Here is a 12,182-nt window from a genome sequence, read left to right as displayed (position 1 = left end):
GCGGAATGTTTGTAAACGTGGAGAGATAGGGGCGATGAGTATTCTGACCGACAGACTTCTCGAGGCGGGCCGGGCCGACGCCGCAACTGCGCTGGAGCTGGCTGACTGCCGCAAACTGGTGGCGCTCCAGTCAAGCGCTGTGGCGTTAAGGGATAGCGAACACGGTTCGGTGGTCACCTATTCGCCAAAGGTTTTCATTCCGCTCACGCAGTTATGCCGGAATGTCTGTCATTACTGCACGTTTGCCAAGACACCGGATGACAAGATCGCGCCATATCTGACACCCGACCAGGTGCTCAATATTGCGCGGGCCGGTGTGCGCGCCGGTTGCCATGAGGCCCTGTTCACGCTGGGTGACAAGCCGGAACTGCGCTATGGAGCCGCGCGCGATGCGCTTGCTGTTCTCGGCCACGAGACGACGATCTCCTATCTTGCCGCCATGGCTGAACTGGTCCATCGGGAAACGGGGCTGCTGCCGCATGTGAATGCCGGGGTGATGAGCGTTCCGGAACTGCAGGCCCTGCGCGCGGTTTCCGTCTCACAAGGGCTGATGCTCGAAAGCACCGCACAACATTTATGCGATGTGGGAGGGCCGCACTACGGTTCTCCCGACAAGCTGCCGGCAGCGCGGCTTGAGATGACGGCAGCGGCCGGTCGGCTGAAAATTCCATTTACCTCCGGAATACTGATTGGCATCGGCGAGTCGCGCCGCGACCGTATCGAGGCGTTGCTGGCGCTACGGGATCTGAACGACGAATACGGCCACATCCAGGAAATCATTATTCAAAACTTCCGCCGCAAGCCGAACACCAGGATGTCTGGTGCTGCCGAGCCGTCCATCGAGGACCTGTGCTGGACCATCGCCGTCGCACGCATCATTTTCGGTGCGAAAGCCAATATCCAGGCTCCCCCCAACCTGTCGCCGCATTACTTGAGCGCCCTGATCAATGCGGGCATCAACGATTTGGGTGGCATCTCGCCGGTGACCCCGGATTATGTAAATCCAGAGGCGCCATGGCCCCATTTGCATCTTTTGGCGCGGGAAACCGAGATTGCCGGCAAGACCCTCGTGCCGCGACTGCCCCTGTATCCGAAGCTGGTGCAGCAAGTGGAGGAATGGGTTGATCCCGAACTTCAGCAGGCGGTGCGCATGCGCGCCGATGCCAGCGGTTTTCCGCGCACCGATAGCTGGTCGCCGGGAGAGAACAGTCCGCCGCCCAAAATGCCGACTCTGCCGCAGCCGACGCATCTGCATCATTTTCTTGGCAGCGAAACCTATCGTTCGGTGGAAAAGGCTGCACGCGGAGGGCGCCTTTCGGAGCGCGAGGTTGAGCGGCTCTTTGACGTGCGCGCCGGCGAGTTCCGCATCGTCTGTGCGGCGGCCGACGAACTGCGCGTCGCGGCGAAGGGCAGCGCGGTCAGCTACATCCAGAACTGCAATATCAACTACACCAATATCTGCTCCTACAAGTGCAGCTTCTGCGCCTTCTCCAAGGGCAAGACGACCGAGGAATTCCGCGGCGCCGCTTATAATTTTTCGCTGGACGAGATCCAATCCAGGGCAGCCAATGCCTGGGATCGCGGGGCAATCGAAGTCTGTCTGACCGGGGGAATCCATCCCAGCTACACCGGGCAGACCTATCTTGACATCTGCAAGGCGATCAAGGCTGTCCGGCCAAAAATCCACATCCATGCATTTTCGCCGCTGGAAGTTTGGCAGGGTGCCGCCACGCTCGGACTGTCATTGCGCGACTATCTCGCCGAACTGAAGGCGGCCGGTTTGGGTTCGCTACCCGGAACCGCTGCGGAGATTCTGGATGACGAAGTGCGCAAGGTGTTGTGTCCCGACAAAGTGACGGTGGCGCAATGGGCCGAGGTGATGCGCACTGCCCACGGTGTCGGCTTGAAGAGCACGGCAACCATCATGTATGGCCATATCGAGCAGCCGGTACATTGGGCGCGGCACCTCCTGATCGTGCGGGACTTGCAGGAAGAAACCGGCGGCTTCACCGAATTTGTGCCGCTGCCGTTTGTGCACATGCAATCGCCGCTCTACCGGCGCGGCAAGGCGCGGCGTGGACCAACCTTCCGCGAGGCCGTGCTGCTGCATGCGGTGGCGCGCCTGGTGCTGCACCCGCTCATCGGCAACATCCAGACCTCGTGGGTAAAGATGGGACGCGAAGGAGTTCTCTCCAGCCTTCAAGCCGGCGCAAACGACGTGGGCGGAACCCTGATGAGCGAGAGCATCGGTCGCGCGGCCGGCGCCCGGCACGGACAGGAAATGATGCCCGAGGAACTGGAAGGAATGATCCGCTCGATCAATCGTGTTCCCGTTCAGCGCAACACGCTGTATGGCTCGGTGGCGCGCCGCAAGTATCTTCCCGAGCCAGGTCGCAAACTATTTGCGGTGGTTGAGCATGCGTGAAATTGGCATACCTATATTTTGCCGGTTGTGTGACTGGCGCTGGATTTGAACACTACCATTCGAGGAGTAGCTAAATGAGCGGTCAAGCACTATTTGACATACTGTCGAAGGCAAAGGTTTATGACCTCGGTCAGGCCTATTGGCCAGCGATGCCGGTGCACCCCTTTGATCCGCCGTTCCAGTTCTTCCTCTATCGCTATCATGAGTATGTGCGCAAGTCGTTTGACGAGATGGGTATCGAGCCGGGATTTTCGGACGCCATCAGCCTCCTCGTCACATCCATGCATGCCGGCACCCATTTCGACTTGCCGATCCACATGTCGCAAAACAACAAGGTGATGGGGATCGATGTCACACCCTATCAGCGCGACACCGGTTTTACAAAACTGCCCGAGCCCCTGCACAGCCTGGAAAAGGTGCCACCGCTGCTGTTGCGCGCGGTACTGCTCGATATTCCCGCCTACAAGGGTTTGGACATCCTGCCCGAGCGCTATGCCATCACCCCGGAGGATCTTGAAGGCGCGGCGTCAAGACAGGGCGTGCTCATTCAGGAAGGCGACTGCATTCTGGTGCGAACCGGCTATGCCCGTTTCTTCGAAACGGATCGCGATGCCTACCTGAACAAGTGGGCGGGCCTCAGCGATGCCGCGGCGCATTGGATCGTGGCGCGCAAGCCCAAACTGGTGGGTACCGACAATCTGTCGCTGGGTGTTCCGGCGCCCTTCGCCAGCCACCGTATCATCCTGGTCGAGGCCGGCATTTATGTCATGAAGAGCCTGACCCTGGAAACCCTGGCCGCCGACAAGCACTACACCAGCACGGTGGTCGTGCTGCCGCTGAAGATCAAGGGCGGCGAGGCATCGCTGGTCAGGCCGATAGCGATTGCTTAAGCCGAGGTGACAACATGACAAGCAATAGTACGATTTCCCCCGCACTGATCTGGACCGGCGACATCAACAATCGGCCGGAAGTGCAGGATGGTTTCGACCGAAGCAAGACCGTCCGCTTTTACGATACGACGTTGCGTGACGGGGAACAGGCCGTTGGTGTCGTCTTTTCGGCAGACGCCAAATTTGCCATTGCCCGCGGTCTCGACGAACTCGGCGTTGGCCGCATAGAGTCCGGTTTCCCGAGAGTTTCCGACGAGGATACCGAGGCGGTACGGCGCATTCTTGCCGCCAAATTTGCTTCGGAGATTTGGGGCTTTTCTCGCGCGGTGAAAGCCGACATTGACGCCCATATCGAGCTGGGAACGACCGCGGTGCTGATTGAGATCGCCACCAGCGAACAGAAGATGAAGGCCTACGGCTTCAGCCGTGAATCGGTGATCGAACGCCTGACCGATGCCATAAAACACGCCCGCGCTCACGGTATGCGGGTGAACTTCTTCCCGGTTGACAGCACGCGCTCAGACCTGGGCTTCCTGGCGGAGGTCTACAAGGCGGCAATTGCGGCGGGCGCCGCGGAAGTGTCGGTAGTCGATACCATCGGCGCCTGCGCGCCGGAGGCGGTGGAATACCTTATCCGTAACGTGGCCTCCTGGGTCGGCCCGGACGTGCCGATTCATTGGCACGGTCACAATGACTTCGGCTTGGCCACCGCAGCGGCGATTGCTGCCGTTCGTGGCGGTGCGACCTGGATTCAGGGAACCATCAACGGAATGGGCGAGCGTGCCGGCAATGCCGATATTTGCGAAGTTGCGCTGGCGCTGCAATGCCTCTACGACGTTCCCGTCGAGATGGACCTGTCGAAAGCTCGCAAGGTTTCGGAACTGGTGCGCAAGTCGGGCGGCTATCAGGTCGACCGCTGGAAGCCGGTGGTTGGTGAGGACTTGTTCGTGCGTGAAAGCGGAGCGGTGGCGGCCCAGTTTCATATGCCTGATGCCATCGAGCCGTACTCATCGGCGATCGTTTCCGCGCAGCGTGGCATTGTCCTTGGCAAGAAGAGCGGCCTCGCGAATATTGAAATCAAGGTCAAGGAACTTGGTCTTGCGGTAGCTGCCGACAGATTTCCAGCTTTGCTGGCCAGCGTCAAGGAACAAGCGACGCGCGCGCACCGTCTGGTCTCCGATGCCGAGTTTGCTAAAATGGCCGCCAAGCTGTAATTGCGTATTTACCGGGATGTTGACTAAAGGTATGGTTTCTGTTTTTATGGTAACCATAGTTATTGCATCCTCGGCCTTGGTTGATTAATAAGCAAAAAGAGCCGATCAATTCGGCCAGTTAAAGACGGCGTGGGATTTGCTGGAGGATCGGCCTGAAATCCGGCCCCTCCTGTTTGAGGAGATCGGCTTATGTCAATGGCAACGCCATTCGCAGTGGAAGACCAGCAGTTGGGCCAGCGCTTGGACGACGTATCCAACGCGGTCGTGCGTGTTCATGCGCAGAAGAATGCGGGGTTGTTCGACCACTACGCCGTCAGCTACGTCAAGCTCGCCACCTTGACGATCCATCGTATCGAGAGCGACCCGGTTACCGTGTCGCGCCTTGACGAGGATATTCTCGCCGACCATGTTTTCGATCTCTTGCTGCACGTGCAGATCGAAGGAACTGCGGTTATCACGCAAGGCGAGAAGATATTTACGCTTGAGCGCGACTCGATCGCCATCGTACCAGGCGGAATTCCCTACAGCGTGAATTATCCCGAGAGGGGCAGCAAAATCATCCTGCGCATTCCGCATCGCGTGTTTCACGAACGCGTCCTCGGAAGGGAAGTACGAGATTTTGGCGCGACGTTGTTTTCCGGTGGCGGCCTGGTGCCGGTTATCATCAATCTACTCAAGTCCTTGACTCAGGACGAGCGGAAGGAACTTACCGAGATCGAGCAGTTCACGCTTGCTGACAGTTTTCTGGCTTTGGTTGGGGCCGTGGTCCGCTCGCGCAGCAAGTGCGGAGTCGATGAATCTGAAAGAAATCATTCGGCGCGCCTGTGCCGGATACTTTCCTATCTGGAGGAGAATTTTTCCGATCACGAATTGACGCCAACCAGGATTGCCGATGCCAACTTTGTTTCCGTGCGTCATCTGCATGGATTGTTCAAGCAGTGCGGCACGACCGTGAGCAAGTGGATATGGGATCGCCGGCTTAAGGCGGGTCGCGAGGATCTTCTCGATCCATCCATGGCTTCGCTGACAATCTGCGAAATTGCTTATCGCCGTGGCTTCAACGATTCCGCGCATTTCAGCCGCGCTTTCAAGGATCGTTTCGGGATATCGCCGGGGCAACTGCGAACGAAGTCCAGCAAGGGCTAGATGGTCTGAAATCGGGCGAAGCAAGCAAAAGGATCCGTGTCACCTCTGCCGCGGTCCTTTTGTTTTAAACGCCACGCGGGCCTAACCGGCCTTGGTCGGGGTTCCTGTGACATGAATGCCGGCGCCGTCAATGCCGTAGCGCTTGTTCATGAAAATCAACACCGATGTCAACGCCTCGGCGACCGCCGAGTTGTCGATGCTACCCGCATGCCAGGCCTTGAAGCCGATTTTGGCGGCTAGTCTGACGACAACTTCGCGAGCGTCGGCATCGTTGCCTGTCACCAGCACATCGCAATCGTCAAGGTGGGCACCGTCGTCCTGAAGGTGGGCCGCCGCGACGTTCTGAAATGCCGAGACGACCCGGACGTTTTCCCCCAGGGCTTCCTGGGTTTGCTTGGCAACGCACCCTCCAGCCGGCAGTTGCACGCGCATGATCTTGGGTGGCATCAGGGGCACGGTGGAGTCCACGAAAATCTTTCCCTGAACAGCCGCGGTGATCGATGCCAGCGTAGCTTCATGGCTGGCGAACGGAACCGTCATAAACACAATATCGCCGGCACTGGCCGCAGCAGCATTGTCCATGCCCCGGACATCGAGCGGGCCACGCCTGATCATTTCCGCAGCGGCTTGTGTTGCCTTCTCCGCCTGGCGCGATCCTATGATAACGGGGTAGCCAGCCTTGGCGAAGCGCCACGCCAGGCCTGAGCCTAAATCGCCCGTGCCACCGATGAACGTGAGTATGGGGTTCTTGTCTGCCATGTGAGCCTCCGAATGTTTGCCGTCGAGTACGGTGAACGCTTGCAAAGTGTATGCACCGTTGTTTAGAGGCTAACACCGGCGGGCCCAACTGTTCTTGTCCCCTAGAGCGTTGCCATTGATTGTCAATGAAGTTGAACGTGGCCAGGACAGGCTGACGTCGCTGCCAGAAATGCCGGTTTTCCGATGCAGCAGGTTGATGACTACATTGGCAGTCAAAAGGTTATGCGTGGCTGAGCAAGAAGTGCGATTGACGACACGACACACTTGCCAGCGAAATCAGAAATATCCCGAAAGAGGATATCGCAGTGTTTGCAGGTACCGAATAGATCGTCGTCCTGTATTACAGCGTCTACGAACTAACTGCGGAAATGTTTACGCAAGTGGCATGGGGTGCCGTGTGTCGAACACGGCAATTGAAGAAGCGGATTTAGGAAAAATCTAATGACAGAGGCAGTTTGCACGATGTCAACCGGAGGCGACAAGAGGCTGACATGGCACGTCTGATCAAGTTTGGTTTATCGATCATTCCCTGGTTGATCATCGCCGCGCTGTTATGGGTGGGATTGTTTATCAAGCCGCAGCCGGTGGGCACGACGATGCAGCCGCCATCGATCGAGCGCACCGACTCGTTTTACGGCATTGCATCGCCGGCCAAAGGGGTGCTGTGGATTGCCGGCAACAACGGGAAGGTCGTGCGCAGCGAAGACGACGGGTTGAACTGGGTATTGCAAACGACGCCGACCCGGCAGCATCTGCAGGACATTGCGAGCTGGGACAGCAAGCGAGCCGTGGCGGTCGGCAACAAGGGCGTCGTCATCATTACCGCCGATGGTGGCGCCACCTGGACCGAGGTAAGCGCTCCTCTTTCCAGGATTTCCAACAAGTTGCTGCGGGTAAAAGCCCTGCCCGAGGGCCGGGCCTGGGCCGTGGGTGAAATGGGCGCCCTCCTGGAAACCACTGATTATGGAAAGACCTGGGAGCGTCGTCGCGATGAGGAGGACGCTGCCTGGAATGATGTGCTGTTCCTCGATGCCAACAACGGCTGGCTGATGGGCGAAGCCGGGCGGATCATGAAAACCACGGACGGCGGCAAGACCTGGCAGCCTGTGGCGAGTCCAGTCAAGGTCAGTCTGATGGCGGTAGCGTTTCGCGATGCCGCCAACGGTGTGGCGGTGGGTTTGGAAGGATCGCTGCTGGCAACGCACAACGGCGGCAATACGTGGGAACTGCTGCCCCGGGCGAAACGGGTCCCTGCCACCCTGTCGCCTGGAGACGTCGCCAATTCAGCGGCAGGCTCTGGGAAGCTGCGTGTCCCTGAAGAAGCGGGCGAGCATCTATTCGATATCGCATGGGACGAGGCGCAGCAAATCTGGCTGGCAATTGGCAACCAGGGTGTCTGGGTACAGGGCGACAAGAATGCGGAGGTCTGGGAGGCGGGGCGCATCGACGCGCGCAACCTGGCCTGGCACACCCGGCTAATCGTAGCGAATGGCCAGACCTACATGGCCGGCGCCAGTGTGGGGGCATGGGATAAGCGCGTCTGGCGCGCATTCAAGAGCAAGGGATAATGCATGATTGAGTCAGGCTGGGTCAAAAAATTTGCGGCATTCTGTATTCGGCGGCGGATATGGATAGTTTCCTTATTGGCGATTGCCACTGCGGTGCTCACCTACTTCGCGGTGAATATCGAAGTGAAGACCGTCTTTGCCGACATGCTTCCGTCGTCGCATCCGTACGTGAAAGTACATGAGCGCTTCAAGGATACGTTTGGCGGATCGAATATCGTCACCATCATGGTGGAAGTCGAGGATGGCGACATATTCCAGCCGGCGGTGCTGGAAAAGGTGCGTACGCTGACCCTCGGGCTGCGCACGGTATCGGCGGTCAACCCGTTCCAGATCATTTCCCTGGCATCCAAAAAACTGAAGGAGATCAAGTCGTCCACGGACGGAATTGAGACGAAGCCGCTGATGTGGCCGGATCTGCCCAAAGACCAGCAGGAAATCGACGCCTTGCGCGATGCGGTTCTGCGCAACCCGCTCGTTTATGGCAGCTATGTCTCCTCGGATCTCAAGGCGACCCTGATTACGGTCGACTTTTACGATCGTCAGGTCGACTACAAAACGGTGTTCGGAGAAATCAATCATCTCGTCGACCAGGTGCGCGACGACAAGGTGAAGATTCGTATCGTTGGCGACCCCATCCTGTATGGTTGGGTAAACTACTTCCTCCCGGAAACGATGCATCTGGTGCTGGCCACCTTGCTGTTGGTGGTGGCGCTGTTGTTTCTGTTCAATCGGACCTGGCGCAATACCCTACTGCCACTGATTGCGGGCCTGGTCAGCGCGATCTGGGCTCTGGGGGTAACCAAGTTGTTCGGTATCCATTTTGAGCCGCTTGTCATTGTGGTGGCGGTGCTCATCAGTGCGCGGGCGGTATCGCATTCGGTGCAGATCGTGAACCGCTTCGACGAGGAAGTGGAAGCCATCGAGTCGGGGCACGAGAGTAGCGAGACGGCAGCCTGCCGGGCGCTATCCGACATGTTTCGGCCGGGCATGCTCGGCGTTATTGCCGATGCGGGTTGCATGGCGGTGGTGGCGTTGAGTCCGATCCCGTTGTTGCAGAAGCTGACAGTCTTGTCGGTGGTATGGGTGTTTACCTTGTCGGTGAGCGCCGTGGTGCTGACCCCTGTGTTGTTGTCCTGGGGACGGCATCCGAAGGGATTCGCCCATCCGCTGAATGTTGCACCGATCCTGCATGCATTCCTCGGGCTATGCGCAAGAATCGTCACGAGTCGGGCGCGTTATGGCGTACTCGCGGCTGCGGCATTGATCTTCGTCGTCTCGGGGCTCTACGCATTCAAGCTTAAAGTGGGGGATGCCAATCCGGGATCACCGATCCTGTGGCCGGATTCAGCCTACAACCAGGATTCGGCCGCAATCAATAGCAAGTTTCAGGGCGTCGATCGGATGTTCGTCGTGGTCAGCGGCGAAAATCTCGGGCTGCTGAAAAAGGCGGAAGTCATGGACAACATGAATCGCTTTCAGCGCTTCATGAGCGCACAGCCGGAGATCGGCGCTACGCTGTCGGTAGCCGACGTGGTGCCGGCGATCAATCGCATCATTCACGAAGGCAACCCGCGTTACCAGGAGTTAGGCGCCACCGAAACCATCAACGGATCGCTGATGTTCCTGTTCGAGTCCGTTTCCGAACCCGGCGACCTTGATCGCTACGTCGACAACCAGTATAAAAATGGCGCCGTGACGCTGTTCTTCCGTGACCGCCAAGGCGAAACCATACGCACCGCGGTCGCCCGCATCAAGGAGTTCGTTGCCAAGAATCCATTGGCCGAAGGGACTTATCAACTCGCGGGCGGCGTGATCGGTGTCATGGCCGCGGTTAACGAGATCATCCTTTCGGGGCAGATCGAAGCCATTGCCCTGGCGCTGGTCGTGCTGGTGCTGCTTTGCACATTGACCTATCGCTCGTCGGTTTCGGGCATGGTTTTCATGATCCCGGTCATTCTCTCCAACACCATTACTTTCAGCGTCATGGCATGGATGGGGATCGGCATGAATATCAATACCGTGCCGGTGGCCGCCCTGGGCATTGGGCTGGGCGTGGATTATTCCTTTTACATCGCTGACCGGATCAAGGAGGAACTGGCGCTTGGCAAGGATGCGCTCACTGCCATCACCATTGCATTGCACAGCACCGGTACCGGCGTTCTCGTGACGGCTCTGGTCCTCATCATCAGCGTCATGCTTTGGTCCGTATCATCGCTGCGCTTTCAAGCGGAAATGGCAATGCTGATGAGCATCTGGCTGGCGGTATCGACACTCTCGGCACTGCTGCTGATGCCTTCGATTCTCTACGTATTCCAGCCGGAGTTTGTATTTGGCAAGAAAGATGGAGCAATGGACAACGGTGTTGACGCGAGCGCAGCTCGCGCGTTGGAAAGACTGGATTTGGGAGTAGCGAAGTAGATCCAGGGAGGAATTCCGCGAAGTAGCTCCAGGGAGGAATTCCGAAGTAAGTGACTTTTGCAGCAGTTCCAGGTTTTTAGGGCAAACAGTACAACTAACTTTTCAGGAGGTGTCATGAATAAACCCAAGAGAGGACTGCGGCGCACCATCAGCTGCATGTCATGTGTAATCGTGGCGGCGACCCCATTTTGTTCAGGGATCGCGCAAGCAGCCGATACCAATTTCTATGGCGATGCGAGCGCAGCGTTTTCGTGGAACGTGCAAAACACGTTAAAAGACAATTATGTCAACACGCCGGATACCAAGCACAAGTTGTCGATGGAGCGCTACACGCTGAAGCTTAACGCCGACACCACGGTCAACGAAAATCTGTCCTTCGTAACGAAAGTACGCTTTGTTAGTGACGTTGGTATCAACTACCTGGAAAATTTGCAAGATCTCAGGAATCCCGCAATTGGGGTAAACGGTGCCGACATCACCGGTCACAATAACCTGTCGCGCTACTACAGCGGTGGCGAGCTACGCGAGTTGTATGCCGACATCAAGCCCATCGACAATCTGCTGCTTCGCCTCGGCAAGCAGCAGGTGGTGTGGGGCGAGTCGGATTTCTTCCAGGCCATGGACATAGTACAGGGCTACGACTTCACGTGGCGCAGCTTCCTCGAAGCGCCCGAAGACCTGCGCAAACCCTCGGTAATGGCCAACGTCACTCTGATGTTTCCCGAAATCGACGGCAAGCTCCAGGCCTTGTTCCGCCCCGGTTCGATGAATCGGCTCGATTCGATCGGCAACACCCTCGACTTTATCGGCGGTCGCTGGGCGGTGAATCCATACAAAGGCATCGACTTCAGGGCCACGTTGCCATACAACTACAGACAGAATGGTGCCGACGAGCGCGAAGACACCTGGGGTTTGCGCTGGAGCGGCATCGCGAATGAGATCAACTACTCGGTCTCTTACCTGAAAACATTCAATCAGGCCCCGGTATTCAACATGACCGACAACGCGGCGCCGTTTCTGACGGCTGTTGGCGCGCTTCCTCCTGGAGTGCCTTTCGTGCCGTCTGGCGCCACGCCGTTTAACGGCACCACCCCGGCAGGTATCATCGGCGAGATCATCTATCCGAAGATTGAGCTGTTCGGCCTCTCGCTTTCCGGTTACTCGGCTGCGGCGGACGCGGTATTCAGCGCCGAAGCTGCCTACATCCGTGATTACGCGTTCAACTTCGGAAACGATCCGACAAATGTGTGGCAACAGGTATTTGGTGGTGCCGGTTTCGCCGGCATCATGGGCAAGGATGTCATACGGTCGATGTTGCGCATGGACAAGAATCTGCCGATAACGCAGACACTGCTCGGAACGGAGAAGCCGGCCTTCTTCTCGCTGCAGTTGTTCGACACCTGGATCCAGGACTTCAATGAGAGCGACAACATTGTCAATTTCACCTCGTTTGGTCAGCACATGAAGGAGCATTCGCCGCTGCTGACGATGATTCTCAATACCAGCTATATGAATGGCGTGGTTACCCCGTCACTGGTGGCGGGTGCCGACTTGGCCTACGGAGGGGGGTTCATCGTGCCCGGCGTGGAGCTCCAGCATGGCAAGAACTGGCGCCTGAAGCTTGAGTACGATTATTTCTGGCATCGCAATATCAAAACTCTCAGCGATCAGCAATCTGAAACTGCGTTGTTCGGCTACTTTGCCAACAACAACCAGCTTTACGCAAGACTCACCTACCAATTCTGAGACAAGGAGAATACCC

8 protein-coding genes are annotated in these 12,182 nt (G+C 57.7%); 7 read left to right on the top strand and 1 reads right to left on the bottom strand.

Annotated elements, in window-relative coordinates; all coding sequences use genetic code 11:
- Positions 1-34 precede the first annotated feature (34 nt).
- From cofH to K5E80_RS07420, 4 genes are all read left to right on the top strand, one after another.
- Positions 35-2,425: a 5-amino-6-(D-ribitylamino)uracil--L-tyrosine 4-hydroxyphenyl transferase CofH gene (gene cofH, locus K5E80_RS07435; protein ID WP_220635551.1), complete on the top strand. Its 2,391-nt coding sequence runs from the start codon at positions 35-37 to the stop codon at positions 2,423-2,425.
- 74 nt (positions 2,426-2,499) lie between these two features.
- Entirely contained in the window at positions 2,500-3,315 is an 816-nt protein-coding gene (locus K5E80_RS07430) for a cyclase family protein (protein WP_220635550.1), read from the top strand.
- Positions 3,316-3,329: 14 nt separating this feature from the next.
- The gene (locus K5E80_RS07425) at positions 3,330-4,529 is read left to right on the top strand and encodes a LeuA family protein (protein ID WP_220635549.1); all 1,200 of its coding nucleotides are present in this window, start codon (positions 3,330-3,332) and stop codon (positions 4,527-4,529) included.
- A 195-nt stretch (positions 4,530-4,724) separates the two neighbouring features.
- Entirely contained in the window at positions 4,725-5,675 is a 951-nt protein-coding gene (locus K5E80_RS07420; protein ID WP_220635548.1) for a helix-turn-helix domain-containing protein, read from the top strand.
- A gap of 81 nt (positions 5,676-5,756) precedes the next feature.
- On the opposite strand, the gene npdG is transcribed toward K5E80_RS07420, so the two are convergent.
- The gene (gene npdG, locus K5E80_RS07415; RefSeq protein WP_220635547.1) at positions 5,757-6,434 is read right to left on the bottom strand and encodes an NADPH-dependent F420 reductase; all 678 of its coding nucleotides are present in this window, start codon (positions 6,432-6,434) and stop codon (positions 5,757-5,759) included.
- A gap of 491 nt (positions 6,435-6,925) precedes the next feature.
- On the opposite strand from npdG, the gene K5E80_RS07410 reads away from it, so the two are divergent.
- The 3 genes from K5E80_RS07410 to K5E80_RS07400 all read left to right on the top strand — a co-directional run bounded on the left by K5E80_RS07410 (position 6,926) and on the right by K5E80_RS07400 (position 12,166).
- Entirely contained in the window at positions 6,926-8,002 is a 1,077-nt protein-coding gene (locus K5E80_RS07410; RefSeq protein ID WP_220635546.1) for a WD40/YVTN/BNR-like repeat-containing protein, read from the top strand.
- Positions 8,003-8,077: 75 nt separating this feature from the next.
- Positions 8,078-10,420, top strand: a complete 2,343-nt coding sequence (locus K5E80_RS07405; protein ID WP_246590848.1) for an efflux RND transporter permease subunit — start codon at positions 8,078-8,080, stop codon at positions 10,418-10,420.
- A 114-nt stretch (positions 10,421-10,534) separates the two neighbouring features.
- Entirely contained in the window at positions 10,535-12,166 is a 1,632-nt protein-coding gene (locus tag K5E80_RS07400; protein ID WP_220634842.1) for a DUF1302 family protein, read from the top strand.
- Positions 12,167-12,182: the final 16 nt, after the last annotated feature.

Source organism: Georgfuchsia toluolica, from assembly GCF_907163265.1.
Classification (GTDB): Bacteria; Pseudomonadota; Gammaproteobacteria; order Burkholderiales; family Rhodocyclaceae; genus Georgfuchsia; species Georgfuchsia toluolica.
Note: the sequence above shows the minus strand (reverse complement) of the source record. Positions and strands in the feature narration are given on the sequence as shown.